Annotated in this window: 27 protein-coding genes and 2 other annotated features; of the genes, 20 read left to right on the top strand and 7 right to left on the bottom strand. The window is 57.5% G+C overall.

Going from position 1 to position 25,738, the window contains the following annotated elements:
• Positions 1–4: 4 nt before the first annotated feature.
• The 11 genes from aroQ to H8711_RS00970 all read left to right on the top strand — a co-directional run bounded on the left by aroQ (position 5) and on the right by H8711_RS00970 (position 8,459).
• Positions 5–439 (top strand): type II 3-dehydroquinate dehydratase, encoded by a 435-nt coding sequence (gene aroQ / locus H8711_RS01020; protein ID WP_249281669.1) that lies wholly within the window; start codon positions 5–7, stop codon positions 437–439.
• A 15-nt stretch (positions 440–454) separates the two neighbouring features.
• Entirely contained in the window at positions 455–1,522 is a 1,068-nt protein-coding gene (locus tag H8711_RS01015) for a M24 family metallopeptidase (RefSeq protein ID WP_249281668.1), read from the top strand.
• Between the two features lie 150 nt (positions 1,523–1,672).
• A complete protein-coding gene (gene efp, locus H8711_RS01010; protein WP_249281667.1) occupies positions 1,673–2,230 on the top strand; it encodes an elongation factor P in 558 nt (185 codons plus the stop codon).
• A 109-nt stretch (positions 2,231–2,339) separates the two neighbouring features.
• Positions 2,340–2,795: a CD1247 N-terminal domain-containing protein gene (locus tag H8711_RS01005; protein WP_249281666.1), complete on the top strand. Its 456-nt coding sequence runs from the start codon at positions 2,340–2,342 to the stop codon at positions 2,793–2,795.
• Positions 2,796–2,963: 168 nt separating this feature from the next.
• A complete protein-coding gene (locus H8711_RS01000; protein ID WP_249281665.1) occupies positions 2,964–3,497 on the top strand; it encodes a Gx transporter family protein in 534 nt (177 codons plus the stop codon).
• Between the two features lie 73 nt (positions 3,498–3,570).
• Positions 3,571–4,875, top strand: a complete 1,305-nt coding sequence (gene rsxC, locus H8711_RS00995; RefSeq protein WP_249281664.1) for an electron transport complex subunit RsxC — start codon at positions 3,571–3,573, stop codon at positions 4,873–4,875.
• A 12-nt stretch (positions 4,876–4,887) separates the two neighbouring features.
• Positions 4,888–5,823, top strand: a complete 936-nt coding sequence (locus H8711_RS00990) for an RnfABCDGE type electron transport complex subunit D (RefSeq protein WP_283245791.1) — start codon at positions 4,888–4,890, stop codon at positions 5,821–5,823.
• The gene (locus tag H8711_RS00985; RefSeq protein WP_249281663.1) at positions 5,820–6,335 is read left to right on the top strand and encodes an RnfABCDGE type electron transport complex subunit G; all 516 of its coding nucleotides are present in this window, start codon (positions 5,820–5,822) and stop codon (positions 6,333–6,335) included. Before H8711_RS00990 ends, H8711_RS00985 begins: the two co-directional genes overlap by 4 nt.
• Positions 6,335–7,024 carry an electron transport complex subunit RsxE gene (rsxE, locus tag H8711_RS00980; RefSeq protein ID WP_249281662.1) on the top strand — a complete coding sequence of 230 codons (690 nt, stop codon included), beginning with the start codon at positions 6,335–6,337 and terminating at the stop codon, positions 7,022–7,024. The genes H8711_RS00985 and rsxE overlap by 1 nt, the downstream gene beginning before the upstream one ends.
• Entirely contained in the window at positions 7,025–7,621 is a 597-nt protein-coding gene (locus tag H8711_RS00975) for an electron transport complex protein RnfA (protein WP_249281661.1), read from the top strand.
• 22 nt (positions 7,622–7,643) lie between these two features.
• Positions 7,644–8,459 (top strand): RnfABCDGE type electron transport complex subunit B, encoded by an 816-nt coding sequence (locus H8711_RS00970; protein WP_249281660.1) that lies wholly within the window; start codon positions 7,644–7,646, stop codon positions 8,457–8,459.
• Between the two features lie 63 nt (positions 8,460–8,522).
• Here the strand turns inward: H8711_RS00970 and H8711_RS00965 are convergent, their stop codons facing one another.
• From H8711_RS00965 to H8711_RS00945, 5 genes are all read right to left on the bottom strand, one after another.
• Positions 8,523–8,978, bottom strand: a complete 456-nt coding sequence (locus H8711_RS00965) for a COG2426 family protein (protein ID WP_249281659.1) — start codon at positions 8,976–8,978, stop codon at positions 8,523–8,525.
• A 195-nt stretch (positions 8,979–9,173) separates the two neighbouring features.
• A complete protein-coding gene (gene thiT, locus H8711_RS00960) occupies positions 9,174–9,749 on the bottom strand; it encodes an energy-coupled thiamine transporter ThiT (protein WP_249281658.1) in 576 nt (191 codons plus the stop codon).
• Positions 9,750–10,025: 276 nt separating this feature from the next.
• Entirely contained in the window at positions 10,026–10,667 is a 642-nt protein-coding gene (gene nth / locus H8711_RS00955; protein WP_249281657.1) for an endonuclease III, read from the bottom strand.
• A gap of 27 nt (positions 10,668–10,694) precedes the next feature.
• Positions 10,695–11,276, bottom strand: a complete 582-nt coding sequence (locus H8711_RS00950; RefSeq protein WP_249281656.1) for a chromate transporter — start codon at positions 11,274–11,276, stop codon at positions 10,695–10,697.
• A complete protein-coding gene (locus tag H8711_RS00945; protein ID WP_249281655.1) occupies positions 11,273–11,845 on the bottom strand; it encodes a chromate transporter in 573 nt (190 codons plus the stop codon). Before H8711_RS00945 ends, H8711_RS00950 begins: the two co-directional genes overlap by 4 nt.
• A gap of 162 nt (positions 11,846–12,007) precedes the next feature.
• Positions 12,008–12,274, top strand: a binding site (T-box leader).
• 98 nt (positions 12,275–12,372) lie between these two features.
• Between H8711_RS00945 and H8711_RS00940 the strand changes: the two genes are divergently transcribed.
• Genes H8711_RS00940 through leuD form a run of 3 tightly spaced genes read left to right on the top strand, consistent with a single transcriptional unit; the run spans position 12,373 to position 15,831 of the window.
• Positions 12,373–14,052: a 2-isopropylmalate synthase gene (locus tag H8711_RS00940; RefSeq protein WP_249281654.1), complete on the top strand. Its 1,680-nt coding sequence runs from the start codon at positions 12,373–12,375 to the stop codon at positions 14,050–14,052.
• A gap of 24 nt (positions 14,053–14,076) precedes the next feature.
• On the top strand, positions 14,077–15,339 hold the full coding sequence (gene leuC / locus H8711_RS00935) for a 3-isopropylmalate dehydratase large subunit (protein WP_249281653.1): 1,263 nt from the start codon (positions 14,077–14,079) through the stop codon (positions 15,337–15,339).
• Positions 15,340–15,351: 12 nt separating this feature from the next.
• The gene (leuD, locus tag H8711_RS00930; protein WP_249281652.1) at positions 15,352–15,831 is read left to right on the top strand and encodes a 3-isopropylmalate dehydratase small subunit; all 480 of its coding nucleotides are present in this window, start codon (positions 15,352–15,354) and stop codon (positions 15,829–15,831) included.
• A 111-nt stretch (positions 15,832–15,942) separates the two neighbouring features.
• Here leuD and H8711_RS00925 read toward each other — a convergent pair whose 3' ends face one another.
• Positions 15,943–18,831: an N-acetylmuramoyl-L-alanine amidase gene (locus H8711_RS00925; RefSeq protein WP_249281651.1), complete on the bottom strand. Its 2,889-nt coding sequence runs from the start codon at positions 18,829–18,831 to the stop codon at positions 15,943–15,945.
• Between the two features lie 20 nt (positions 18,832–18,851).
• Positions 18,852–19,067, bottom strand: coding sequence for a hypothetical protein (locus H8711_RS00920; RefSeq protein WP_249281650.1), 216 nt, complete (start codon positions 19,065–19,067; stop codon positions 18,852–18,854).
• 190 nt (positions 19,068–19,257) lie between these two features.
• Between H8711_RS00920 and H8711_RS00915 the strand changes: the two genes are divergently transcribed.
• The 6 genes from H8711_RS00915 to gatC all read left to right on the top strand — a co-directional run bounded on the left by H8711_RS00915 (position 19,258) and on the right by gatC (position 25,731).
• Positions 19,258–19,911, top strand: coding sequence for an HAD family hydrolase (locus tag H8711_RS00915; RefSeq protein WP_249281649.1), 654 nt, complete (start codon positions 19,258–19,260; stop codon positions 19,909–19,911).
• A 56-nt stretch (positions 19,912–19,967) separates the two neighbouring features.
• Positions 19,968–20,215 (top strand) — a binding site (T-box leader).
• Positions 20,216–20,278: 63 nt separating this feature from the next.
• On the top strand, positions 20,279–20,854 hold the full coding sequence (locus H8711_RS00910) for a helix-turn-helix domain-containing protein (RefSeq protein WP_249281648.1): 576 nt from the start codon (positions 20,279–20,281) through the stop codon (positions 20,852–20,854).
• A 9-nt stretch (positions 20,855–20,863) separates the two neighbouring features.
• Positions 20,864–22,516, top strand: a complete 1,653-nt coding sequence (locus H8711_RS00905) for an AMP-binding protein (RefSeq protein WP_425515997.1) — start codon at positions 20,864–20,866, stop codon at positions 22,514–22,516.
• 154 nt (positions 22,517–22,670) lie between these two features.
• A complete protein-coding gene (gene yunB, locus H8711_RS00900; RefSeq protein WP_249281646.1) occupies positions 22,671–23,381 on the top strand; it encodes a sporulation protein YunB in 711 nt (236 codons plus the stop codon).
• Between the two features lie 84 nt (positions 23,382–23,465).
• Positions 23,466–25,445, top strand: coding sequence for an NAD-dependent DNA ligase LigA (ligA, locus tag H8711_RS00895; protein ID WP_249281645.1), 1,980 nt, complete (start codon positions 23,466–23,468; stop codon positions 25,443–25,445).
• A gap of 16 nt (positions 25,446–25,461) precedes the next feature.
• Complete coding sequence (gene gatC, locus H8711_RS00890) at positions 25,462–25,731, top strand: Asp-tRNA(Asn)/Glu-tRNA(Gln) amidotransferase subunit GatC (protein ID WP_249281644.1); 270 nt, start codon at positions 25,462–25,464, stop codon at positions 25,729–25,731.
• The last annotated feature ends 7 nt before the right edge of the window (positions 25,732–25,738 follow it).

Below are 25,738 nucleotides of genomic sequence, written 5' to 3'. Positions count from 1 at the left end.
CAAGATGAAAAAACGTCTGTTGGTGATCCATGGCCCCAATATCAACCTCACAGGCCTGCGCGAAACAGGCATCTACGGCAAGGAAACCCTCGAGGACATCAACGCCGAGATCCTCAGCCATGCAGCGGCCGCAGGCTTTGAATGCGAAATCTACCAGTCCAACCACGAGGGGGACATCATCGACCGGCTGCACGCGGCGCGCACCGAGTTCGACGGCGTGGTGCTCAATGCGGGAGCCTATACCCACTACAGCTATGCGATTCGGGATGCGATCACCACCATCCTCATCCCGGTGATCGAGGTGCATTTTTCCAATATCCATGCGCGCGACGAATTCCGCCACACCTCGGTGTTAGCTCCTGTCTGCGCGGGGCAGATCTGCGGCTTCGGAAAATACAGCTATCTGCTTGCGATCGACGGGATGAAAAATCTGGTTTGAGGCGAGGGACAGAGGATGAATCGAATCGAACGGTTGATGCAGAGTCTCCCCGATGGGCTGGATGCGGCGCTGATCCTGTCGAAGGAGAACCGCCGCTATTACACCGGTTTTCCCTCCAGCGCGGGGATTCTTTTTGTGACGCGCGATCAGGCGTATTTTCTCATCGATTTTCGTTATATCGAGGCGGCGCAAAAGGCGATCCGCGGCTGCGAGGTGCTGCTGTTGGAGAATACCCGCCGCGCGCTGCACGCCCTCTGCCAAAAGCATGCGGTCAGGGCGGTGGGCGCCGAATTGAGTTATTTGACGGTAGCTGACTTTCAGCGGTACCGCGCCCTCTTGGAGCCCGCTGTATTGGAGGAGGGCGACCAGCTCGACCGGTTGATCCTGTCGCAACGGCGCATCAAAACGCCGGATGAGGTGGAACAGATTCGCCGCGCGCAGGCGTTGACCGACGAAACCTTCCGCAATATACTGAACGCCATTCAGCCCGGCCGGACCGAGCGGGAGATCGCGCTGGAGATGGAGTTTGATATGCGGCGCCGGGGGGCGGAGGCGGTCTCCTTCGACTTCATCGTGGTGGCGGGGAAAAACAGCGCGCTGCCTCACGGGGTACCCGGCGACGGGGTCATCAAGCGCGGCGATTTTGTCACGATGGATTTCGGCGCTGTGGTCGGCGGCTACCATTCCGACATGACCCGCACGGTCGCGGTCGGGGAGCCCAGTGAACGCCAGCGCCTGGTGTATGACACGGTGCTCAAGGCGCAGCTCGCAGCGCTTGAGAGCATCGCGGCGGGCAGGAGCTGCCGCGAGATCGACGCGGTTGCGCGTTCGATCATCGACGGCGCGGGTTTTGCGGGCTGCTTTGGGCATGGTTTGGGACATGCGGTCGGCATCGAAATCCACGAGGAACCGCGTTTTTCCCCGGCCTGCGACGACACGGTGGAGCCGGGCCTTGTGATGACGGTGGAGCCCGGGATCTATTTGCAGGGGGAATTCGGCTGCCGCATCGAGGATATGGTCTATGTGACTGAAGCGGGGATCGAAAACTTGACAGAGAGCCCCAAAGATTTGATCGTGTTGTAGTTTGTGCCGGGAGAATCGTTGAATTTTGGCATTTTGATGCGGAAAATCACAAATATTCGCAAAAATCACTTGCCAAATGAACGGTTTTAATATAGAATTATAACGTTAAGAGCAGTTCAGAATCTTACTATATTTTTGGAGGTAAAATACATGGTATCAGCAGGCGATTTTCGGAATGGTATTACATTTGAGATGGACGGCAACGTGGTTCAGATCGTCGAGTTTCAGCATGTAAAACCCGGCAAAGGCGCTGCTTTTGTTCGCACTAAAATCAAAAATGTGATTACCGGTTCCGTGACTGAAAAAACCTTCAGCCCCACCGAGAAGTTCCCCACCGCTTACATCGAGCGCAAAGAGATGGAGTACCTCTATGAGGACGGCGGCCTGTATTATTTCATGGATAACGAAACCTATGAGAACCTGCCCATCAACGGCGAGGTTTTGGGCGACAACTTCAAATTTGTCAAAGAGAACACCACGGTGAAGGTTCTGTCCTACAAGGGCAACGTGTTCGGTGTGGAGCCCCCGTATTTCATCGAGCTCCAGGTCACTGAAACCGATCCCGGCTTTAAGGGCAACACCGCCACCAACGCGACCAAGCCCGCGAAGCTGGAAACCGGCGCGGAGATCAGCGTGCCGCTGTTCATCAACGAGGGCGATATGATCCGCGTTGACACCCGTACCGGCGAATATATGGAGCGCGCTTGATCCCGTTGTGCAAATTTTGCATGGGTAAGCGCATAGGCGCTGGAAAAAACAGTATACTATTTTTAGGAAATGGCATCCAAATCAATGACTGGTAAGGGAGGATATTACGATGACAGTGACGGAAAGAGTTGCGTACCTGAGAGGCCTGACCGAGGGCCTGGGCATTGACGATAGCAGCAAAGAGGGCCGCGTGATCAAAGAGATGCTGGAGGTTCTGGACGATATCGCCCTGACTGTGACCGATCTCGAGGACAACATGGCGGAGCTCTCCGAGCAGGTCGATGCGATCGACGAGGATCTGGAGGGTCTGGAGGAGATCGTCTACGACGAGGACGACGATGATGAATGCGACTGCTGCTGCGACGACGATGAATTCGACGACGGCGACCTCTATGAGGTGACCTGCCCGAAGTGCGGCGACGAGGTGTATGTCACAGAGGATATCCTCGATGATGGATCGATTGAGTGCCCTAACTGCGGTGAGCTGTTGGAGTTCGATTTTGAAACCGAGGATGGTTGTGACTGCGGTTGCGGACACGACAGCGGCTGCGACTGCGACAAATAAGCCGCAGATCCGGTTGGCGTCATAATTTTGTGGATACAACAGTGCGGTGACGTTTTTGAGACGTCACCGCACTATTTGTAAGCGGAAAATTTTGTGAACAGTTTCACAACATCCATAATTCTGTTTTGAAGATCGCTGCGGAAACCATTCGCAGCGGCGCGAGGGCTTATGAGTGCAAAAATCAGAACAATTGCACAGATGGGGATGCTGTTCGCGCTGGCGATGGCGCTCTCCTTCCTGGAGGGCCTGCTGCCGGTGCTGCCTGGTCTGCCGCCCGGCTTCAAGCTGGGGCTGTCCAACATCGTCACCATGTACTGCCTGTTCTTTTGGGGGCGGCGGAAAGCGCTGCTGATGGCGGTACTCAAGAGCAGCTTTGTGTTATTGACGCGGGGCGTCACGGCGGGCCTGCTGAGCCTCACGGGCGGGCTCGTCTCAGTGGCGGTGATGGCGCTGCTTCTGCTCCCCAAAAGGTCTTCGCTATCTTATTTCACCATCAGCGTGGCAGGCGCGGTGGCGCATAACCTGGGGCAGCTAGCGGCGGCTGCTTTTTTGTTGCAAACAGCTCTGTCGCTTTACTATATGCCGGTGATTCTGGTCGCCGGCATCGGCATGGGTGCGGTGACCGGGACAGTGCTGAAAATGGTGCTGCCCTATCTCAAGCGTCTCAGTCCCGAAAAGCCCCGCCCCAAGGCGGAACCCTGACTGCTGTGCAGCTTTTTTAGAATAGAGAGGGCCGGAAAGGTTTCTTCCCGGTCTGGAATAGGAGGTAAAGAAGTTGTTAAGAAAACACTTGAACGGCATCCATGTGCCGCATCACAAGAACACCAGTGATTGCGCCACAGTGACTATGCCCGTTCCCGACAGCGTTGCAATTTCCTTGTTGCAGCACATGGGGGCGCCCGACAAGCCGCTGGTGAAGGCCGGCGACGAGGTGAAGGTCGGACAGCTCATCGCGGACAGCGACGCGTTTCTCAGCGCGCCGATCCATTCCAGCGTGTCCGGCGTGGTCAAGGGGTTTGAAGATTATATCACCCCGACCGGCCAACGCACCCAATCGATCATCATCGAGGCAGATAAGCTGCAGACGGTGAGCGAAACGGTGGCTCCGCCCCATGTGACCAACCGCCAGGAGTTTATCAGCGCGATCCAGCGCTCAGGCCTGGTGGGACTCGGTGGCGCGGGTTTCCCAGCGCACATCAAGCTCAATCCCAAAAATCTCGACGAGGTGGATACGCTGGTCGTCAATGGCGCGGAGTGTGAGCCCTACATAACAGCGGATAACCGGGAACTGCTGGAAAACGGCGAAGGGGTGCTCGAGGGCATCGACCAGGTCTGCAAATACCTCGATATCAAAGCGGTGCGCATCGGCATCGAGGACAACAAGCCCGAGGCGATCGCACACATGAAACAGTTGATCGCAGGCCGCCCCGGCTACGAAGTGAAGGCTCTGCGCGCGCGCTACCCGCAGGGCGCGGAGAAGGTCATCATCTACGAGTGCACCGGCCGTGTGGTGCCCGAGGGCAAGCTGCCTGCGGACGCGGGCGTCCTGGTGATGAACGTCTCTTCGGTGGCATTTGTGGCGCAGTACCTCAAAACCGGTATGCCGCTCATCAACAAGCGGTTGACGGTTGACGGTTCTGCGGTAAAGGAGCCCAAAAACGTGCTGGTTCCCATCGGGACCCGTATGATCGACGTGATCAATTTCTGCGGCGGGTATAAGAGCGAACCGCGCCTGCTGCTCATGGGCGGCCCGATGATGGGTACCGCAATCTATGACGACACCTACTCGGTGATCAAAAACAATAACGCGATCCTGGCCTTTGATAAAAAGGACGCGCCGGATATCCAGGAGACCGCCTGCATCCGCTGCGGCCGCTGCGTGAACGCCTGCCCCATCAACCTGATGCCGGCGGCGATCGAGCGCGCATACAAGCTCAAGGACGTAGAATCGCTGAAAGATTTGAAGGTCAATTTGTGCATGGAATGCGGGTGCTGCGCGTTTGTTTGCCCCGCAAAACGAAACCTGGTGCAGACCAACAAACTGAGTAAAAAATTGCTGCGGGAAAGCAGTAAAAAATAGAGGTGTAGAAGTTTGAGTAACAACTTGAAGATTGTCCCGTCTCCCCATTTGCGGGGCAGGGCGACCACGAGAACCATCATGCTGGACGTCATCATCGCGTTGATTCCCGCATTGATCGCGGCTACTTACATATTTGGCTTCGATGCGTTGCTGCTGTGCGTCGTCTGCGTGGTGTCCTGTGTGGTCTTTGAATATCTGTTCCGCAAGATTTTGAAGCGCTCCAATACCATCGGCGACCTTTCCGCCGTGGTCACCGGCCTGCTTTTGGCTTTCAACCTGCCCGCCACCCTGCCGCCCTGGATGGCGGTGATCGGTTCGTTTGTCGCCATTGTGATCGTCAAACAGCTGTTCGGCGGCATCGGGCAGAACTTTGCCAACCCTGCAATCGTGGGGCGCATTGTGCTGTTCATCTCCTTCTCCTCTGCGATGACCAACTGGGTCAAACCGCTCTCCTACCAGTATCACACCGCAAATGTCATGACCACCGCCACCCCGCTGGCGCTGATGCGCAGTGGGCGCTGGACCGAGTATGCCGACCTGTTGCTCGGGAACATCGGCGGCTGCTTGGGTGAGACCTGCGCGATAGCGCTGATCATCGGCGGCCTGTATCTGATTATCCGTGGGGTCATCAGTCCAGTGATTCCAGTGGTGTACCTCGCTACCGTGGCTGTGGGCGCGGCGCTGGGGGGGCAGGATGTCCTGTTCCACCTGTTGAGTGGAGGCCTATTGCTGGGTGCGATCTTTATGGCGACCGATTATGCCACTTCGCCCACCACCACTCTGGGTAAGGTGATCTTTGCCTTCGGGTGCGGCGCCATCACGATCACCATCCGCTTGTTCGGCGCTTATGCGGAGGGCGTCTCGTTTGCCATCCTGCTGATGAACATTGTCACGCCGCTCATCGACCGCTATACCAAATCCAAGCCGTTGGGAGGTGCCGCAAAATGAAAGATATCATCATGCCCATCGCGGTGCTGACCGCGATCTGCCTCATCTGCTCCGCCGCATTGGCAGCCACCTATCAGACCACCAAGCCGGTCATTGAGGCCGCCGCCGCCGCAGAGGCAACCGCGGCGCGGGCCATCGTTTATGAAGGCGCCGCCGATCTGCAGGAGTACACCGGGGAGTTGCCCGGCTCCGCCACCGAGATCTATGTGGTCAACGGGGGAGAGGGATATGTCATCACTGCCGTCACCAAGGGCTTCGGCGGCCCGATTGAGGTGATGACCGGCGTCAAGGCCGACGGCACCATCACTGGCGTCAAGATCCTTTCGATGTCCGAGACCTCCGGCCTCGGTACCCAAATCGACAACGACGACTATAAGGCGAAATACATCGGCCAAAACAATGTGGACAACGTCGATACCATCGCGGGCTCGACCATCTCCTCCTCGGCGTTCAAAACGCTGATGCAGGAGATGACGCAGATGCCGCAGCAGCTTTCGGGAGGTGCGAACTAATGGCTGAGAAAAAGATGAGCAACCTTCAGGTCCTGCTCAACGGCCTGATCCGGGAAAACCCCATCCTTGTTCTGGTGCTGGGCACCTGTCCGTTCCTGGCAACCACCACTACGGCCAGCAACGCTTTTGGTATGGGCCTTTCGGTCACTGCGGTGCTGCTCGGTTCCAACGTGGTGATCTCCCTGCTCAAAAAGGTGATTCCCAACACGGTGCGCATCCCCTGCTACATCGTCATCATCGCAAGTTTTGTCACTGTTGTCAGCTTTGTGCTGGAGGCGTATCAGCGCGACATCTTCCAGTCGCTCGGTATCTTCCTGCCGCTTATCACTGTCAACTGCATTATTTTGGGCCGTGCGGAGATGTTCGCCAACAAGAACACCGTGGCCGCGTCCGCCTGCGATGCGATCGGCATGGGGCTCGGTTTTACCGGTGCGCTGCTTGTGATGAGCTCTATTCGTGAGATCATCGGCAATGGCACCTGGATGGGCATCAACCTCACGGCTGACCTGATTGAGCCGATGGCGATTCTCAAGATGGCCCCCGGCGGCTTCTTTGTGTTCGGCTTGCTGATTGCAATTGTCAATAAATTCAGCAGCAAAAAGCCCGCCAAGAAGGTCGGCTGCGCCGGCTGCCCGATGGCGAGCGCCTGCGGACATGAGGGCGAGAAAAAGGAAGGGGAGTGCAAATAAATGGAGCTTGCAAAGAATATGCTGACCATTTTGCTCAGCGCCATTTTGGTGGATAACTTTGTCCTGTCCAAATTCCTCGGCATCTGTCCGTTCCTCGGCGTTTCCAAAAAACTGGATTCCGCCCTGGCGATGAGCGCGGCGGTCATCTTTGTCATGGTGATGGCTACGGCCGCAACCTGGCCGATCTACCATTACCTACTGCTGCCCAACTACGGCTATATGCAGACAGTGGCGTTCATTCTGATCATCGCGGCTCTGGTTCAGTTGGTCGAGGTGGTTATGAAGCGGTTTGTCCCCGCGCTGCACCGCGCGCTGGGCGTCTATCTGCCGCTCATCACCACCAACTGTGCCGTGTTGGGCGTCACTGTGCTGAACATCGATGAGGCCTACGGTTTCGGTGAGTCGCTGGTCAATGCGCTGGGCGCGGGGCTCGGCTTTATGCTGGCCATGGTGCTGTTCGCGGGCGTCCGCAGCCGCCTGGAGGCAGCCGATGTCCCTGAAAGTTATCAGGGCTTGCCGATTACCCTCACCGCCGCGGCCATCGTATCCCTGTCGTTTATGGGATTTTCCGGCATTGTGGAAGGCATTTTCAAATAATAGAGTTAGGAGATAGACGCTTATGTTTGAAGCATATGCACTGCCGGTCATCATCATCGCTCTGGCCGGATTTGTGTGCGCGGTGATCCTTGCCATCGCCGCAAAATATATGTCCGTCCCCGAGGTGGAGGGCTTTGAGGAGATCCGCGCTGAGCTGCCCGGCGCCAACTGCGGCGGCTGCGGTTTTGCGGGTTGCGACGACTACGCCAAAAAACTGGCCAGCGATCATACCACCCCGACCACCCTGTGTCCGGTGGGCGGCCCCGAATGCGCCCGCAAGATCAGCGCGATTTTGGGCGTAGAGGCTGGCGAGATGATCGAACGCGCGGCTGTGGTGGCGTGCAGCGGTTCCTCTGAATGCACCAGCTACATTATGGACTATGAAGGCATCCCCACCTGCGAGGCTTGCAATATCTTTTACCAGGGCAGAAGGGCGTGCAGCCATGCCTGCCTGGGTTTTGGCGACTGTGTGGACGCCTGCCAGTTCGGCGCGCTGCACATCTGCAACGGCGTTGCAGTGGTGGATCGCGACCTGTGCACTGCATGCGGAAAATGTGTTGCGAAGTGTCCGAACCATTTGATCAAGCTGGAGCCCAAGGCGGCGACCGTATTTGTCGCCTGCTCCAGCCACGACAAGGGCGCGCACACCCGCAAGGTCTGTTCGGCCGGATGTATCGGCTGCAAAAAATGTGAAAAGGCCTGCCCGGTTCAGGCGGTTACTGTCACTGACAACCTGGCCGAAATTGATCAGAGTAAATGTACCGGCTGCGGTGCCTGTGCTGAGGCCTGCCCGGTCCACATCATCCACCAGCTGCAACCCGCCACCGTCTGTACTTGATTGGACAAAGGGCGCAAAAACGGGCCGTCCCGAATAGGGACGGCCCGTTTTGACGTTTCATCTTTAGAAAAGGGAGAACAGCCCATAGGAAAGGATGCCCATGATGATACCACTGGCGGCGACGCCAGCCGCGATTGTGGCGACTGACGGCCAGAATTTGAGGCTCAAGGTGGCGGCGATCAGGGAGCCGGTCCAAGCGCCGGTGCCCGGCAACGGAACCGCGACAAAACAGAACAGACCCAATAGTTCCACATTGCCGATTTTGGCTGCTTTCTCTTCTCCTTTGTCCAAAATCTTCTGGAAAAAGGGGCCGATCTTGCGAAATTTCGTCAACCATCTCAAAATTTTGGTGGCAAACAAAATCAAAAAAGGGACTGGAAGGATGTTGCCAGCCACCGCAATGGCGTAGTTTGTCCAAAACGGAAGATCGAATCCAGCCCCGATGGGAATGGCGCCGCGCAGTTCTACAATGGGAAGCATGGCAACCACAAAAAGCGTCAGATATTGTCCCCAATTCAATAGGAAAGCCACCCTTCAGTCATACAAATTATTTTATTATTATACCGGATTTGTAAAATTCATACAAGTTTTTGTCTGTAAAAAAGATGTAAAAAATGCTATGGAAAAGGATCTCAATTGCAACAAAAAAGGAAAGGCCCTGCTGAAGTTTCGATCTCCAGAAGGCCTTTCCCAAGGGAATATGAAAATTGTGAGTTAAGCAGCCTGTTTTTTCTTCTGGCGGACATCGAGGAGCTTCACCAGAAGGACCACTGCAACGGCGGTGATGATGATTTCCGGAATCATGTAGCTGCCGTTGTAGGTGAGGGAGTACAGCCAGACAGGCATATCTTCCGGAGCATAACCGCCCCAGATAAGGATGCCCGAGAGGAAGCTGCACAGATAACGGATCAGGCCTACGACGACCGAACCCACGCCGATGCCGACCAGCTTATTTTTGAAGGGCTTCTCAACTGCCGCAGCCAGGCCGAGTGCGGTGAAAGCGATGACATAGTCGAGCAGAATGCAGCCGACCATGGCCGGGAAGGTTGTGCAGTAAAGCACATTTTTAAATCCCAGCAGCATCTGGATCAGGCTGTGTACAAAGCCTGTGAACAGGCCCCATTTGAGGCCGTTGCGGTGTGCCGCCAGGATGATCGGCGCCATGCTGCACAGGGTGATGGAACCGCCCTGCGGCATTTCAAAGATCGGAATGTAGCCCAGCACAGTCGCCAGGGCGATCATCAGGGCGCATTCCACCATGATTTGGGTTTTGGTTCTGTTGGTTTGCATTGTCTTCTGTCCTCCTGTGTTTTTAGTGAGATCCGCGCCGCAGGTTGTGCGGCCGCGCAAAAAGAACACAAGAAAAACACCATCCGGCGAATGCCAAATGGTGTTTAGCAATTAATACTATAATTACTACCTACGCCAGCATTACCTGGATCAGGTTCTACACCGCTTTTGGCGGTATAAGGGACCGAAACGTCAACCCGTTTCCATCTCAGCCGAGAGTACTCAGCGCCCCCGTATTCTTTTCGTCCATAAGTATACAGATAATGGCGGATTTTGTCAAGCGTTATTTTGACAGGCGTAATCGCAAAGGTCCTTGACGCAGCATTGGTCGCACTGCGGGCGGCGCGCCACACACACAGCGCGGCCATGGTGCACCAACCGGTGGCAGAAGTCGTTCGCCTCCTCCATTGGCAGGATATCGCGCAGCTGCATCTCCACCTTGTAGGGGTCCTTCCCGACGGTGAGACCCATCAGGTTGGTCAGGCGGATGCAGTGGGTGTCGCAGACTACGGCGGGCTGTCCGAATACGTCGCCCAACACCAGGTTGGCGGTTTTGCGCCCGATGCCCGGCAGCTTCAGCAGGTCGTCCATATTGTCGGGTACCTTTCCGTCGTACTGCTCCACCAGCATTTTGCCCAGGGCCACCAGGTCGCGGGCCTTGGTCTTGTAAAGGCCGCAGGATTTGATGATCTCTTCCACTTCGGTGACATCCGCATCCGCAAAGGCCTGAGCGTCGGGAAACCGCTGGAACAGGGTGGGGGTGACCATGTTGACACGCGCGTCGGTGCATTGGGCGGCCAGACGCACCGAAATGAGCAGCTGCAGCGGGTCGATGTAATCGAGAGAGCAGACCGCGTCGGGGTATTCTTGCTTGAGGCGCTCCACAATCATGCGGGCGCGGTTTTGTAACGGGGTCATGGCGGGTTCCTCCTTTGTGAAACAAATTTAGATCAGAAGATCCCGCAGGCAGCATAGCGCGATGCCTGCTCCTGCGGAGATCAAAATTAATAAAATGGGGTGCGGCTTTTTCTTCAGAGTAAAGATCAGCAGCGGGACAAACACGAGCAGCCCGATACGATTGATCGAGTTGGGCAGATCCGCGGGGCCTGCCACGTGCTCCAGCGAAATCAGATTGGAGCAGGCGATGGAGAATGCCGCCGCTGCAATGAGTCCCACCACTGCGGGCCGCAGACCGGTCAGCGCCCCGCGCACCAGACGGTTGTCCCCAAAGGCGGTGAACCACTTGGCAATCAGCAGGATGATGAGGAAGGACGGCAGCACCACGCCGACTGTGGCGCAGAGCGCCCCAAAAAAGCCGCCGGTGACCGAACCGATGTAGGTGGCGATGTTGACGGCGAACGGGCCGGGGGTACTCTCCCCAACGGCGATGAAGTCCACCAGCTCGCCCATGGTGAGCCAGCCGTTTTTTACAACCTCGTCCTGAATCATCGGGATCATGGCGTAACCGCCGCCGATGGTGAACAGGCCGATCTGGAAGAAGGTGACAAACAGGTGCAGATAGATCATTGGCCGGAATCACCGCCTTTGAAGGCCGCCAATTGGTACACGATGCCGACGGCGGCCGCGCACAGGATGATCAGGATAACGTCCACCTTGAGGAAAGCTGCCAGTAGAAAGGCGACCGCGGTTATTGTATACGAGAATACGTTTTGGGGGCATTGCTTGGAGAGCTTGATAACCGCACTGATGATCAGCACGATCACGCCAGAACGAATGCCTACAAACGCGTATTCCACCAGCTTGAGCGCCTTGAACTGCGCTAAAAACATCGAGAGAACCAGGATGACGAGAAACGACGGGAGGACAACCCCCACTGTAGCGCACAGCGCGCCCCAAAAACCGGCCACGCGGTAGCCCACAAAGGTCGCGCTGTTCACTGCGATGACGCCGGGTGTACTTTCCGCGATGGCCAACATGTCCAGGATGTCCTGATCGGTCATCCAGTGGTGGGTCTCCACCGTCTCGCGTTGGATGAGCGGGATCATGGCATAGCCTCCGCCGAAGGTGAATGCGCCGATCTTTAAAAAAGTCAGAAACAGGGTGCGGCAACGCTGCCATAGGCCGTCCGTCTCCATGCAAATCCCTCGCTTTCCCCTCATAATGGGTCGAACCAGCCTTAAAATTGTACCGCAAATGTCGCTTTTTTGCAAGGTGCTGTTTCAGGCTTACCGCCATTTTACAAATAGGTGTTGACAAAGCAGGAGATCGGAGGTATATTATTGGAAACATCCAAATTGCCAAAGGCGATGATGGGGAAAACGGCGCGCAAGTCCCGCTGCAGAGAGTCGTTGGTTTGCTGTGAAACGATGCGAGGCGCGCGTACAACTGGCCTCGGAGCTGCCGCCCGAACGGTACTGCCCAGTAGGAGCGGACGGAGGTTCCCACCGTTACAGGGGATAGCATTAAAACGGCGGGACAACTGCCGCGCGATGTGAACAAGGCGGGCGCAAAGGATGCGCCAACAAGAGTGGTACCGCGGAAGAAGAACAGCTTTCGTCTCTTTTCACAATAGGGGAGAGACGAGGGCTTTTTTATTTGCCGCCCGGCCTTTGGGGCCGCTGCACATCGGCGCGAACAAGCAAACGATGGAGGGAAAGCGACTATGAAAAATTATCAAAAGTATACCCGCAATTATTTTATGCCGCCCGAATCCTGTATCGACTGGACGCGGCGGGATTATGTCGAGAAAGCGCCGGTCTGGTGCAGTGTCGATCTGCGCGACGGAAACCAATCGCTGATTGTGCCCATGAGCCTGGAAGAAAAACTTGATTTTTTCAATCTGCTTGTTAAAATTGGATTTAAGGAGATTGAAATCGGCTTTCCAGCGGCGTCCGAAACGGAATACGAGTTCTGCCGCGCCCTGATCGAACAGGATTTGATCCCCGACGACGTGACCATTCAAGTGCTCACTCAGTCGCGCCCGCACATCATCGAGAAAACATTCGCTGCGCTGGACGGGGCAAAAAATGCCATTGTACACCTGTATAATTCCACCTCAGTGGCGCAGCGGGAGCAGGTATTCCAAAAGTCTAAGGAGGAGATCATCGAGATCGCGGTGAGCGGCGCGAAACTTTTGCAGGAGTACTCTGAGCGGGTTGGCGATCCTTACCGGTTCGAGTATTCCCCTGAGAGCTTCACCGGGACCGAGATGGAATTTGCGCTGGAAATCTGCAACGCGGTGTTGGATGTATGGCGACCGGCGCCGGATAAAAAGGTGATCATCAATCTGCCGGTGACGGTGTCCCTCTCGATGCCGCACGTCTACGCCAGCCAGATCGAATATATGCACAAGCACCTCAAATACCGCGACGCGGTGGTGCTGTCGCAGCATCCGCACAACGACCGCGGCTGCGCCATCGCGGACACCGAGATGGGAATGCTTGCTGGAGCCCAGCGGGTGGAGGGTACCCTGTTCGGCAACGGCGAGCGCACCGGTAATGTGGACATCATCACCCTGGCGCTTAATCTCTATTCGCAAGGGGTGGACCCTGAGCTCAACTTTGAAAATATCCCCGCCATTACCGAGCTGTACGAGCGGGTCACCCGAATGCCGGTATACGACCGCCAGCCCTATTCGGGCGCGTTGGTGTTTGCGGCCTTCTCCGGCTCGCACCAGGATGCGATCGCTAAGGGGATGAAGTGGCGCGAGGGGCACGACTGCCCCCACTGGACGGTGCCCTACCTGCCAATCGATCCCAAGGACATCGGGCGGGAATACGAGGGGGATGTCATCCGCATCAACAGCCAGTCGGGCAAAGGCGGCATCGGTTATCTGCTGGAGCAGCGGTACGGCTACCGCCTGCCCGCCAAGATGCGCGAGGACTTTGGCTACACCGTCAAATCGATTTCTGACCACCAGCACAAGGAGCTCACTCCCAGCGAGGTGCACCACATCTTCAAGGATTATTATGTCAACTTCTTCCAGCCGCTGGATGTCACCGAGGTGCACTTCATCCAGAAAAATGGAATCTTTGTTATGGTGACCGCCAAGATCGGCGACGAGGTGTATGAATTTACCGGCACCGGCAACGGCCGCCTGGATGCGGTGGCAAATGCGCTGAAAAATAGCCTGAAGCTGGACTTCTCGCTGCTCACCTACGAGGAGCACGCGCTCGAACGTGGCACCAACTCCCGTGCGGTGGCCTATGTCAGTATCAGCTGCGGCAGAGACAATAAAATTTGCTGGGGATCGGGCGTGCACGACGATATCATGGCGGCCTCGGTCAACGCGCTGGTCAGCGCGATCAACCGCGCTGGGCTGATTCAGCAGAGGAACGCTTAACAGCGGAGAAAGGGAGGATCTCACATGGGAATGACCATGAGCCAGAAAATATTGGCCGATAAGGCGGGCCTCGAGCGGGTTTCACCGGGCGAGTTGGTCTATGCCGGCGTGGATTTGGTGCTCGGCAACGATATCACCACGCCGGTGGCGATCCGTGAGTATAAAAACGCAGGCTGCGGTGAGGTGTTCGACCGCGACAAAATTGCGATTGTGCTCGACCACTTTACCCCCAACAAGGATATCAAGGCGGCGGAACTGTGCGTAAGCTGCCGCGACTTTGCCAGCGCCAAGGGAATCACCCACTTCTACGATGTGGGCAGTATGGGCATCGAACACGCGCTGCTGCCCGAACAGGGCCTGGTGGCTGCGGGCGAGCTGGTGGTGGGGGCGGATAGCCACACCTGTACCTATGGAGCGCTGGGAGCGTTCTCTACCGGCTTTGGCTCCACCGACATGGCGGCGGCTATGGCCACCGGCAAGTGTTGGTTCAAGGTGCCGGCCGCGCTCCGGTTTGAGCTGACCGGCGCGCCGAAAAAGTGGGTGAGCGGCAAGGATGTGATTTTACACATCATCGGCAGGATCGGGGTGGATGGCGCGCTTTACCGCTCGATGGAGTTCACCGGCGATGGGATACAGCACCTTTCGATGGACGACCGCTTCACCATCGCGAATATGGCGATCGAGGCGGGCGCAAAAAATGGCATCTTCCCCGTGGACGGCCGAACCCGCGCCTACCTGAAGGGCCGCGTCAGTCGTCCATACAAGGAGTACCAGGCCGACCCGGATGCGGCGTATGAAAAGACCTATACCATTGATCTCTCCGCGCTGGAGCCGACTGTCGCTTTCCCGCACCTGCCGGAAAATGCGCATCCGGTGAGCGAAGCGCAGGGGATCAGGATCGACCAGGTGATCATCGGTTCCTGTACCAACGGGCGCATCAGCGACCTTGCGGCTGCGGCTGAGGTGCTGCACGGCCGCCATGTCGCCAAAGGGGTTCGTGCCATTGTCATTCCGGCCACCCAGCAGATCTACCTGGAGGCGATGAAGGCGGGATATCTCGAGACCTTTATTCAGGCGGGCTGCGCGGTGTCCACCCCCACCTGCGGCCCCTGCCTCGGCGGGCATATGGGCATCATGGCGGCGGGGGAGCGCACGGTGGCCACCACCAACCGCAACTTTGTGGGCCGCATGGGACATGTGCAATCGGAAGTTTATCTGGCCTCCCCCGCGGTCGCCGCGGCGTCAGCTGTGCGCGGCAGCATCTGCGCGCCGGACACTTTGGAATAGGAGGAAACACGCATGGGAAAGGTTTTTCGATATGGCGACAACATCGACACCGATGTGATCATTCCGGCCCGGTGTCTCAATATTATGGATCAGAAGGAGCTGGCCTCCCACTGCATGGAGGACATCGACAAGGAGTTTGCGCAGCAGGTTCAACTGGGCGACATCATTGTGGCCGGGGCAAACTTTGGCTGCGGCTCCTCGCGCGAGCACGCGCCGCTGGTCATCAAGGTGAGCGGCGTATCCTGCGTGATTGCCAGCAGCTTTGCGCGCATCTTTTACCGCAACGCAATTAACATCGGCCTGCCCATTCTGGAGTGCCAAGAGGCCGCAGAGCGGATCAAGGCTGGGGATGAGGTGACGGTGGATTTTAACACTGGCGAGATCATCAACCACACCAGGGGCGAAACCTACCGAAGTCAGCCGTTCCCGCGCTTTATCCAGGAGATCATGCGGGCCGGCGGCCTGATGAACTGGATTCGGAAGGGACGCTAAAAAATCCCTACCGAATTACAAATTTTGAAAATAAGCATGGCAAAATCATGTTATCAGAGCAATAAAGAAGGACTGATTCGACCGGGCCTGGTCGAATCAGTCCTTTTGCATTTACTCCGCTGCCTGCGGCTGTGCCGTCGAAGCATCCGCATTCCGGATCGCTTTCAGGATGCCGCTTGAAACCCCGAGCGCCACCCGGTAGATGTACTGCGGGTCGCAGAGCTGCTCGTATTCCTCGGGGCTCACCATGTAGCCCATCTCGCACAGTAGCGAGGGGGTGTGGGTCATCTGCGTCACGCGGAAGGTCGCAGCGAACACCCCGCGGCTGCGCCGCCCGGTGGAGCGGCAGACCTCGCTGAGGATCGCCTCGCCCAGCGGAATCGCCAATTCCTCGTTGTAATAGATTTCGATCCCCTTGGCATTGGTGCTGTCGGTACTTTCGGCGGTGGAATTGAGGTGGAACGAGAGATAGAAGTCCGCGCGGGTGTCGCGCGCGATATCCATGCGTTGTTCGTAGCTCAGCCGTTCGTCGTTGGTCTGGGTCATATAGACGGTCGCCCCCAGCGCGCGCAGCTGCAAATAGGCCGCGTAGGCGTTCATGTAGTTGAGATTGCGTTCGTCCGGTCCGGTGAGTCCAGCCACGCCCAGTGCACCGGGGTCGTTGCCGCCGTGGCCCGCGTCCACCACAATGGTGACGCCCTCCAGCGGTTTGGCAGGATTCTGCGAGAGTTTGGGGGTGCGCTTGGCGCGCACCAGGATTTTACCGTCGCCGAATTCCACGTTGTAGCCCCACAGCCGTTTTCCACCGGCAGTTTCAAAGTGCAGGGTGGTGGTGTTCGCCGCACTATCATACTCCGCGGTGACCTTGTCAAACAGTTCGGTGGGCAGGGAACCGATCTCCTGAGCGGGCTGCCAAGCGGTGTTGTAAAAGGTGATGTCCACGGTGTTTTCGTTGTACTGAGAGATGTAATAGGGCTTGCCCTCGGCGGCCAGAACAAAGGTTTCGCCGATGCCGTCCGTCTCAAAGGCGACGCCGCCCACGGTCACGTCGATGTCCGCTTTGCCGTCCAGCACGCGCACATCCTCCTTGTGGATGTAGCCCCCACAGCTCAGCTGATAGTAGCTGGAGCTTTGGCCGACCACATAGTCGGTCGCGCCCTGCTCCACCGAGGTAATCATATTGTCGCGGAAATCGCTCGTCAGATTGACCGAGCTGGTATCGCCGCGCATATCGGTCACTTCGATGGCGAAGTTGGCGTTTTTACCCACGGCGGAGAGCTCGCCGTTCGAGGTGTAGGAGCTGTTCTGCCCGTTGTAGCTCATCGCGTAGGTCAGGGGGCCCAGGCGGGTTGTCTCATCGGCCGGGTAGTCCCCGGTAAGGGTCGCATCAGCGGTGAAGGTGGCCGGCACACCCGGCGAGGCGGCTGCGGCCTGGGTCAGGAAGATGGTGCGCCCCTCGAGCTGCACCGAAACCGACGCTCCCGACGGGGCGACGCAGGAGAGGGTGAGCTCCTCGCCCACGCGCACCCCCTGCTCCCACTGGGGATAGATGCTGCGGAGATCGCCGATGCGGGAGGGCGCGACCGCGTTGGGGTCGTAGCGGTTGATGACGACGGTCTGCACTTGGTCACCCTGCCGGAAGGTGAACGAGTTGGCGCCCAGCTTCAGGCTCACCAGTGTGCCGAAGGCGCCACCTGGGGCCTGCGCCACAGGTTCGCCGTCCAGCGTCACCGGCCCGGCAGGATCAGAGGTCCCCATGATGTAGTAGGTCTGATAGCTGGTGCTGATCTCCTGGGTCGGCCGGGTGATGTTAAACTCCTGCGGGATGCTCAATTCAAAGACAGGGTAGGAGGTGTCCTCCTCCGTCAGGCCGGGGGTGAAAGCGGCTGCAAGGTTGGTCGCCACATCGAAAAAATTGTCCTTAATTGCACCGTAACGGCTGATGACGCAGCCGTCCGCACCGATCTGATTGTTGACATAGAGCTGGAGATTGAGCTCCTGCGGGTTGTCGTAATAAGCGAGGTCAGCGAGTGGGGAAAGGACGCGCTCCGCCGCGTTGCCGGTGTACAAAGCAACCCCGTGATTTGTGGCAAACTCCGACCAACCGGTTAGTTCTTCCGCGTAGTCGCCCCCGTCCACCTGGGCGGACAGGGAGGGGACGATGAAATCCACCAGTTTTTGGTCGGCCCAGCCGGCGAGGTCCGCGCAACCGTCAAAGGCGGCGCTGCCGGGCAGACCCTGTGGGAACAACCCCAACTTCAGTGTCGGTGCCTGGGCGCTCATCGCGGTGCGCAGATCGGTGAGCAGGCCGGTGAGAAGCTGCTTTTTTTCCTCCGGCGTGGTGGTGAGCTCGAAATCTTCAGTGGGATAGTTGAAATTTTGAAGCGCGATGCCGCTGAGCGGGTAGTTCTTTGCCAGTTCCGTCGCTGCGGCCACCGTAAGCTCCCGGGTAAACGGTTCTGTTGGATTGAAATACAGCTTGCCGCCAACTGAACGCAGATGCTCGCTGTTCTTTACCGCGACGTTTTTTTTGTTGTCCGGCAGCATCCCTGTGTCGCTCACCACAAACGGATCGATCACCGCTACGACAGAGAGGTTCAGCTTTTCCGCCTGCTCGGTCAGGTAGGCGAGCGGATCAAACTCCCCCCAGCCAAACAGCGAAAATCCGCTGTGTCCCAAGACCTCGCTTTTGGCGTAATGCTTGGAACGATAGAACGCGCCGGCGTTGGAAACGGCCTCGAAAAAGATGTGGCTAAAGCCGTACTGCGCGGCGAAAGCGACAATCTCATCCAGCTCGCGTTTTTGCTCCTTATGCGAGAGACCGGGGCGCGATGGAAAGTCGCGTCCGTGTGCGGTGGAGACATAGAGGCCGTTGACCTGGCCATCGGCGGTGAAATCGAGCGGCTGCGGCGGCGCGGCCCAGGCGGATACGGGCAACGCAGACAGCAACAGCGTCATCGTTAAAAATAAGGCGCAAAGCCGTTTGGAAATCTGTTTCATCGTGTTCTCCATCTCAATTATTATAGTTCAAAGTCGCTCTGATCATAGCTGGGGATCCGGCTCGGCTTCTTGGGAATCCGCTTGAGCGGCGAATAGACAAACATGCGGCATTTATAGTACCCCGGGACGATCCCTTTCTTAGGGCACAGAATCATTTTTCCGTCCTTGGAGAGGTCCCCATGCCTGCAATAGGCGCAGGCTGGCTCGATCTGGTCGGAAAAGAGCTTTGTTTTCATATGACAGCCTCCTAATCCTTATGCGATATCGGTTTTCATTATATCAAATCAGCAGGAAAATGTCATGGATTCGACAAAAATAATATCCGCGATTCCAGAGGGAATTTTTTGCTTTTCTCTTGCAAATCAAACAAAAAAGGGGTAGTGTATTTGGTGGATTAAGAAAAATTTTGACACTGGAGGAACCGTTATGACCAAGCTGATGATCTTCGACCTGGACGGTACGCTGTTGGATACCATCCGCGATCTGGCGGAAGCGACCAACCATGTGTTGGCCGCCCACGGGTATCCGACCCACTCAACCGAGGCGTACCACTATTTTGTGGGCAACGGCGTGCGCACACTGATCTCCCGCTCGCTGCCTGAGCAGGCGCGCACCCCCGAGCGGATCGAACAGTTTAAGGAGGAGCAGGTGGCTTACTACCATGAGCATATGTACGATCATACCCGCCCATTCCCCGGTATGCAGCAGGTGCTCGCCGCGCTGCAGGGGCGCGGTATCAAGCTGGCGGTGGTCAGCAACAAGGTGGACGAGGCGGTGCAGCAGATGATACGCGACTTTTTCCCCGAAATCCGCTTTGAACATATCTGCGGCCAACGCGACGGCATCCCTCATAAGCCAGACCCGACGATGGTGAACCTGGTGATCGCGGAGGCGGGCGTCTCAAAGGCTGAGGTGCTCTACTTCGGCGATTCCGATGTGGATATGCAGACAGCGCACAACGCCGGGGTGAAAGGAATCGGCGTTTTATGGGGATACCGCACAAAAGAGGAGCTGCAAAGCGCGGGCGCTTATGCGGTTTTGGATAAAGTTGAAGATTTATTGGATCAACCGGAAAAATAAGGGTTGACTTTCCTGGGGTTCCGTTGTAAACTAAATGTCAATAACTTCATACGCCACAAAAAGCGACGATGGAGATTGCTTTTTCCAACGTGTTGTTTTCAGAGAGCCGGCGGTTGGTGCAAGCCCGGCAGCAGCCAGAAAAAGCGCATCACTCCTGAGCTGGAGCCTGAAAGAGTGCGAGTAAGGTGATCCCGTAGGACTGCGTTAAGGTCGGGAATTTGATGGAATTCTGCTGAGCGGCGCGGTGTTCATCGCGCAAATTGGGTGGTAACGCGGGTTTGTTAAGAGACAGCTCGTCCCAAGTTTGGGATGGGCTGTTTTTATTTTTATCAGCTCTGAGAAAGATTAAACTTTAGGAGGAATCACAATGGAAGCACGTTTGGTGGAAATTGCGCAGCGAATTCGCACACTCCGGGAGATTCTCGAGATTCCTGTGGAAGAAATGGCTGCTAAAACCAATGTAACGGTGGAAGAATATACCCGTATGGAGAGCGGCGAGAGCGATTTTTCCTTCACATTTCTGTATGAGTGCGCCAAGGTGTTCGGCGTGGATCTGATGGAAATCGTAACCGGCGAACAACCAAAGCTCTCGTTCTATTCGATTGTGCGCAAGGGGACCGGCCTCCCCATCAAGCGGCGTGAGGGTTTCACCTACCAGCACCTCGCCTATCTCTTTAAGGAGAAGATCGCCGAGCCGTTCTTGGTGACGGCGCCCTACCGCGAGGAGGAGCAAAACAAGCCGATCCATCTCTCGCATCACGCGGGTCAGGAATTTGATTATGTTCTGAGCGGTTCGCTCAAATGCGCCATGGAGGATCATGTCGAGGTGCTCCACGCGGGCGACGCGATCTACTACGATTCGGGCAAGGGCCACGGCATGATCGCCACCGGCGGCGAAGAGTGTGTGTTTTTGGCCGTGGTACTGAAAGACGAGGAGGAATAACCGATGGACATGGAGAACTTTTACGAGCGTTTTTGTGAGGAGAAATTTACCAAACGCGGCGTTCTGTGCGACTTCACGCTGAAATACAGTGACGACTACAATTTTGCATACGATGTAATGGACGAGATCGCCCGTCTCGAGCCCAACCGCCGCGCCATGATCTGGTGCAACCCCGCGGGGGAGGAGCACACCTATTCGTTCGGCGACCTCAAGCGGATGAGCGACAAGACCGCCAACATGCTGCGTGCGCAGGGGGTTCAAAAGGGCGACATGGTCATGCTGGTGCTCAAGCGCCACTACGAGTTCTGGTTCTCGATCCTGGCGCTGCACAAGCTGGGCGCGGTGGCGATCCCCGCGACCAACCTGTTGACCAAAAAGGATTTCGTCTACCGCTTTGAGGCGGCGGATGTGAAGGCGATCCTCTGCACAGCGGACGGCGAGGTGGCCGAGCATGTGGACGCGGCCTGCGAGGAGTACCACGGGCTCTGCTCCAAGATCATCGTGCGCGGCAAGCGCGACGGCTGGTTGAGCTTTGACGAGGCGGTTGCGGCCGCACCGGAGGAGTTTGAGCGGGTGCCCACCAAGGCGTTGGAGCCGATGCTGCTTTATTTTACGTCCGGCACCACAGGCTACCCCAAGATGGTCATCCATGACCACACCTATTCGCTCGCCCACATCATCACCGCGAAATATTGGCACAACGTCGATCCCAACGGCATCCACCTTTCCATCTCGGACACCGGCTGGGGGAAGGCGGCCTGGGGCAAGCTCTACGGCCAGTGGATCTGCGGCACCACGGTGTTTGTTTACGATTTCGATAAGTTCGTCCCGGCGGATATGCTGGCGATGATTCAGAAGTACCGCATCACCACCTTCTGCGCGCCGCCCACCATGTACCGCTTCTTTATCAAAGAGGGGATGGAGGGGTACGACCTGTCCGGCCTCAAATATGCAACAACGGCCGGCGAGGCGCTCAACCCCGAGGTCTATAACCGCTTCCTGGAGTACACCGGCCTCAAGCTGATGGAGGGCTTTGGTCAGACCGAGACCACACTTGTGCTCACCAACCTGGTCGGCACCACCCCCAAGGTGGGTTCGATGGGCAAACCCTCTCCCCTCTACGATGTGGATTTGGTGGACGAGGACGGCAATACCGTCGCGCCCGGCGTCACCGGTGAAATCGTCATCCGCACCAAGCCTGGAGTGAAGCAGCCCGGACTGTTTATGCAGTACTACCGCAACCAGCCGTTGACCGATGAGGCGTGGCACGACGGGCTTTACCACACCGGCGACACCGCTTGGCGGGACGAGGACGGCTTCTTCTGGTATGTCGGCCGTACCGACGACGTCATCAAAGCGTCCGGCTACCGCATCGGCCCCTTTGAGATCGAGAGCGTGCTGATGGAGCACCCCGCCGTGCTGGAATGCGCGGTCACCGGCGCGCCCGACCCCATCCGCGGCCAGGTGGTCAAGGCCACCATTGTGCTCACCAAAGCGTATCAGCCCTCCGACGAGCTGGTGAAGGAGCTGCAGACCTACGTCAAAAAACAAACCGCACCTTATAAATACCCCCGCATCGTGGAGTTTGTCACGGAGCTGCCCAAGACGATCAGCGGCAAAATCCGCAGGACGGAAATCCGCGACCGTGACAGCCGGAAATAAAAAATCAGAAGTTCCCTTATGAGGCGGCGCTCGCATCCGGAGACGATCCGGAGCGGACGCCGCCCCTTTGCGCTCAATCTGGCGATTTCAGCACTTTTTTCCCCGTTTTTGAATAGGATGCTAGGGGAAATGATTGCAATGGGGAGGGCGGGGGATGGACGCACGTCGCAGAAAGAGGAAGATTTGCATGGTCAAGGCGATGATTTGGATCACCGCCTTTCTGTTGGCGGTCGTGCTTATCGATATGCAGATGCGCCCTTCGGTCGAGACGATGGCGGCCTATCAGGCGCGGCTGTATGCGGTGCGCGCCATCAACGACGCGATCGCACAGGAGCTGGCGGAGGAAAACGTCACCTACGATACGCTGGTGAAGGTGAGCACCGGGGAGGACGGCCTGGTGACCGCTGTCGAAACCGATATGCTGCGCCTCAACCGAATCAAGGTGGGGGTCACTGAGGAGGTTGTGAAGGAACTGGGCGAGTTGGAGACCGCCAACTTAAAGGTGCCGCTGGGCACCCTGTTCGGCGGGCAGATGTTTTCCGGCCGCGGCCCGCTGGTGGACTTTCGAATTGTACATGCGGGCTACGTCGAGACCGAAATTCAGAACCGCTTTGATGCAGCGGGCATCAACCAGACACGCCACCAGATCATGCTCAGCGTCACCATCCATATCACGGCGCTGGTGCCAGGCTACACAGCCGATACCGACGTCACCACCAATATTTGTTTGGCTGAGACGATCATCGTGGGCATGGTACCAGACGCGTACACCAAGGTGACGGGGGACGACGACAGCACTCTCCATAAAATCAACGACTATGGGGCGAGAGCCTCCCTCGGTTCCGGCGCTGTTTCTCCGAATTAGTTCTACCGTTTCCGCCAAGAATATGGTATAATAATCAAGTATGGGCTGAAGCGCGCAGCGGAAGGCCCACAGGAGGTTTCAAAGATGGACTTTGAGCAAGCCAAGCGGCGGGTGGCCGAGCTGACCGCCGCGCTGGAATATCATAGCAATCGGTACTATGTTCTGGATGATCCCGAGATCGACGACGAGGAATACGACCGCATGATGCATGAGCTGATTGCGCTCGAGGAGCAGTACCCCGAGCTGCACGCGGAAAATTCCCCCACTTCGCGCGTGGGGGGGCAGGCGCTCAACCAGTTTGAGAGCGTGGTGCACACAGTGCAGATGGGCAGCCTACAGGATGTGTTCAGCGAGGAGGAGATCGAGGAATTCGACCGCCGGGTGCGGGAGACTGTGCCCGACCCGGTGTATGTTGTGGAACCCAAGATCGACGGACTATCGGTCTCCCTGGAGTATCGCGACGGCGTGTTTGTTCGCGGCTCCACTCGGGGCGACGGCTTGGTGGGGGAGGACGTGACCGCCAACCTGCGCACCGTCCGTTCGATCCCGCTCAAGCTTACGGATGCACCCGCATTTATCGAGGTGCGCGGCGAGGTATACATGCCGCGCAGGAGCTTCGACGAGCTGGTCAAGGCGCAGGAGGAGCGGGAGGAGAAGCCGTTTAAAAACCCGCGCAACGCCGCGGCGGGCAGCCTGCGGCAGAAGAATCCCAAGGTTACCGCCACCCGCAAGCTGGATATTTTTGTGTTCAACCTGCAACAGCTCGAGGGCCGCGCGCTGACCGGCCATAGGGAGAGCCTCGACTACATGAAGTCGCTGGGATTTCATGTGATCCCCGGTTACCAATGTTACCGGGAGATCGGCGATGTGATCGCCCGCATCCGCGAGATCGGGGAGCACCGGGATGGCTACGGATATGAGATCGACGGTGCGGTGGTCAAGGTGGACGATTTTGCCCAGCGGGAACTGCTCGGCGCCACCGCAAAATACCCCAAATGGGCGGTCGCGTTCAAATATCCGCCTGAAGAGAAGGCGTCCAAGCTGCTCTCCATCGAAATCAACGTCGGCCGCACCGGTGTGCTCACCCCAACCGCGCTGTTTGAACCGATCACGCTGGCGGGCACCACCGTCAGCCGCGCGACGCTGCACAACCAGGATTTCATCGACGAAAAGGGGATCGCTGTGGGCGATACCATCCTGGTGCGCAAGGCGGGGGAGATCATCCCCGAGGTGCGTGCGGTGGTGGAGCACGGCGGCGGCGAGGTCTACCGCATCCCGTCGGTCTGCCCGGCGTGCGGTTCCCACACGGTGCGCGAGGAGGACGCGGCCGCTGTGGTCTGCGTCAACCCCGACTGCCCGGCGCAATTGCTGCGCAATCTGATCCATTTCGCCTCGCGCGACGCGATGGACATCGAGGGATTGGGGCCGGCTGTGATAGAGGCGCTGGTAGAGCATGATTTGGTACACTCGGCGGCGGACCTTTATGATCTGAAGGCGGAGCAGATCGCTGCACTCGACCGCATGGGAGAGAAGAGCGCGGCCAATTTGATCGCTGCGCTCGAAAAATCCAAGGCCAACGATTTGAGTCGGCTGGTGTTTGCCTTCGGCATCAAAAATATCGGGCAAAAGGCGGCCAAGCTGTTGGCGCGCCGGTTCGGCAGCATGGACGGGCTGATTGGCGCGTCCCGGGAGGAGATTTCCGCGATCGACGGCATGGGAGACCTGATGGCGCAGTATGTGCGCGACTTTTTTGACCAGCCGCAGTCGCTGCACCTCATCGAGCGGTTGAAGGCGGCGGGACTCAATATGCAGGCCGAAGAAACCGAACCGGAGGATGCGCGCCTGGCGGGGCTCACTTTTGTGCTCACCGGCACCCTGTCCACCATGACGCGCAGCGAGGTCCAGGCGATCATCGAGAAGCTGGGCGGCAAGACCTCCTCCTCGATATCCAAAAAAACAAGCTATCTTCTGGCGGGCGAGGACGCGGGCAGCAAACTGACCAAGGCGCAGAGCCTGGACGTCCCGATCCTGACAGAGGCTGAATTTTTAGAGATGACAAAGTAAAGGAGAGTGAATCCGGATGAAAATAGACATTATGCACCTGGCCAAGCTGGCGCGTCTGCGTATCGATGAATCGGAGGCGGCCAAGTTTGAACAGGAGATGCAGGACATCATTGAGATGGTGGAGCAGATCCCCGAGCTCGCCGACGACTACCAGGATGTCGACCCGAACCACCCGATGGAGCTGCGCGCGGACGACATTCGGCCGTCCTTCCGCCGCGAGGAGCTGTTCGCCAACGCCCCCCAGATGCAGGCGGGCTGCGTGGTGGTACCCAAGACTGTTGAATAGGAGAGAA

The organism is Ligaoa zhengdingensis (assembly GCF_014384885.1).
GTDB lineage: Bacteria > Bacillota > Clostridia > Oscillospirales > Ruminococcaceae > Ligaoa > Ligaoa zhengdingensis.
The sequence above is the reverse complement of the archived record's forward strand: the minus strand, read 5'-3'. Positions and strand labels throughout refer to the sequence as shown.

Bases quoted from the DNA above. Each gene is read 5' to 3' on its own strand.
- H8711_RS00925 (WP_249281651.1), bottom strand. From the start codon at position 18,831: ATGAAACAGATTTCCAAACGGCTTTGCGCCTTATTTTTAACGATGACG.
- H8711_RS00940 (WP_249281654.1), top strand. From the start codon at position 12,373: ATGAAAAATTATCAAAAGTATACCCGCAATTATTTTATGCCGCCCGAA.
- H8711_RS00905 (WP_425515997.1), top strand. From the start codon at position 20,864: ATGGAGAACTTTTACGAGCGTTTTTGTGAGGAGAAATTTACCAAACGC.
- H8711_RS00970 (WP_249281660.1), top strand. From the start codon at position 7,644: ATGTTTGAAGCATATGCACTGCCGGTCATCATCATCGCTCTGGCCGGA.
- H8711_RS00945 (WP_249281655.1), bottom strand. From the start codon at position 11,845: ATGGAGACGGACGGCCTATGGCAGCGTTGCCGCACCCTGTTTCTGACT.
- H8711_RS01000 (WP_249281665.1), top strand. From the start codon at position 2,964: ATGAGTGCAAAAATCAGAACAATTGCACAGATGGGGATGCTGTTCGCG.
- nth (WP_249281657.1), bottom strand. From the start codon at position 10,667: ATGACCCCGTTACAAAACCGCGCCCGCATGATTGTGGAGCGCCTCAAG.
- H8711_RS01005 (WP_249281666.1), top strand. From the start codon at position 2,340: ATGACAGTGACGGAAAGAGTTGCGTACCTGAGAGGCCTGACCGAGGGC.
- H8711_RS01015 (WP_249281668.1), top strand. From the start codon at position 455: ATGAATCGAATCGAACGGTTGATGCAGAGTCTCCCCGATGGGCTGGAT.
- leuC (WP_249281653.1), top strand. From the start codon at position 14,077: ATGGGAATGACCATGAGCCAGAAAATATTGGCCGATAAGGCGGGCCTC.
- H8711_RS00920 (WP_249281650.1), bottom strand. From the start codon at position 19,067: ATGAAAACAAAGCTCTTTTCCGACCAGATCGAGCCAGCCTGCGCCTAT.
- ligA (WP_249281645.1), top strand. From the start codon at position 23,466: ATGGACTTTGAGCAAGCCAAGCGGCGGGTGGCCGAGCTGACCGCCGCG.
- yunB (WP_249281646.1), top strand. From the start codon at position 22,671: ATGGACGCACGTCGCAGAAAGAGGAAGATTTGCATGGTCAAGGCGATG.
- efp (WP_249281667.1), top strand. From the start codon at position 1,673: ATGGTATCAGCAGGCGATTTTCGGAATGGTATTACATTTGAGATGGAC.
- aroQ (WP_249281669.1), top strand. From the start codon at position 5: ATGAAAAAACGTCTGTTGGTGATCCATGGCCCCAATATCAACCTCACA.
- thiT (WP_249281658.1), bottom strand. From the start codon at position 9,749: ATGCAAACCAACAGAACCAAAACCCAAATCATGGTGGAATGCGCCCTG.
- H8711_RS00985 (WP_249281663.1), top strand. From the start codon at position 5,820: ATGAAAGATATCATCATGCCCATCGCGGTGCTGACCGCGATCTGCCTC.
- gatC (WP_249281644.1), top strand. From the start codon at position 25,462: ATGAAAATAGACATTATGCACCTGGCCAAGCTGGCGCGTCTGCGTATC.
- leuD (WP_249281652.1), top strand. From the start codon at position 15,352: ATGGGAAAGGTTTTTCGATATGGCGACAACATCGACACCGATGTGATC.
- H8711_RS00910 (WP_249281648.1), top strand. From the start codon at position 20,279: ATGGAAGCACGTTTGGTGGAAATTGCGCAGCGAATTCGCACACTCCGG.
- rsxE (WP_249281662.1), top strand. From the start codon at position 6,335: ATGGCTGAGAAAAAGATGAGCAACCTTCAGGTCCTGCTCAACGGCCTG.
- H8711_RS00950 (WP_249281656.1), bottom strand. From the start codon at position 11,276: ATGATCTATCTGCACCTGTTTGTCACCTTCTTCCAGATCGGCCTGTTC.
- H8711_RS00915 (WP_249281649.1), top strand. From the start codon at position 19,258: ATGACCAAGCTGATGATCTTCGACCTGGACGGTACGCTGTTGGATACC.
- H8711_RS00975 (WP_249281661.1), top strand. From the start codon at position 7,025: ATGGAGCTTGCAAAGAATATGCTGACCATTTTGCTCAGCGCCATTTTG.